The organism is Lunatimonas salinarum (genome assembly GCF_017811155.1).
In the GTDB taxonomy this organism is placed as follows: domain Bacteria; phylum Bacteroidota; class Bacteroidia; order Cytophagales; family Cyclobacteriaceae; genus Lunatimonas; species Lunatimonas salinarum.
Genome location: NZ_JACVCV010000109.1, coordinates 1 through 562, shown reverse-complemented (window position 1 = coordinate 562; position 562 = coordinate 1). Strand labels below are relative to the sequence as shown.

The window sequence follows — 562 nt, the reverse complement described above, 5'->3', positions numbered from 1 at the left end:
AAGTTCATATTTGGTCATCAGCACTTGGCTTACCGCCTGTTGGAGCCACCTTTCCGCTGCCGTGGGCACTCCCAGTAATCTGGTTTTTCCGTTGCTCTTGGGGAGCCCCCTACGGCCCGGCCCGAAGCTCCCGCTTCGTCCCCCCCTTGATAGGTTGAGGTACGTACGTGTGGTTCAGGATGGAAGTGGCAATCCTGTCCCTGTTGTTTTCCAGGTAGGAAAACAGTTCGGTGACCTGCATGCCGTCCACCCCTGCCGAACCCTTGTTGCGCACTACCTGGCGGTAGGCTTTGTAGAGGTTCTTACGGTTGAGTACTTTTTCTATCATAACTAAATCTGTTAAGCTCACCCACAACCCGGCCCCTCGCTAAAATCTTCCACAGGAAGATTTCTTAACGCTCGGTCCTTCTTAAGATGAGGCTACACCAGAAAGGTGCTCCCCATCGAATTTAGACGTAATCCAGCGTTCAGTCTCCCTACTGCGTCGGGACAGGCTTTCACTGGTTCGTGAGGCCGTCAGGGATATGGTTTCCGCAGTCCCTGCTCGTTTCTCCAGCTACTA

The 562-nt window shown here is 53.6% G+C and carries 1 protein-coding gene; it reads right to left on the bottom strand.

Going from position 1 to position 562, the window contains the following annotated elements; all coding sequences use genetic code 11:
- Window positions 1-109: 109 nt before the first annotated feature.
- Complete coding sequence (locus IAQ59_RS22125; RefSeq protein ID WP_209333025.1) at window positions 110-328, bottom strand: hypothetical protein; 219 nt, start codon at window positions 326-328, stop codon at window positions 110-112.
- Between the last annotated feature and the right edge of the window lie 234 nt (window positions 329-562).

Coding starts and splice junctions, on each gene's coding strand:
- IAQ59_RS22125 (WP_209333025.1), bottom strand. CDS start 328: ATGATAGAAAAAGTACTCAACCGTAAGAACCTCTACAAAGCCTACCGC.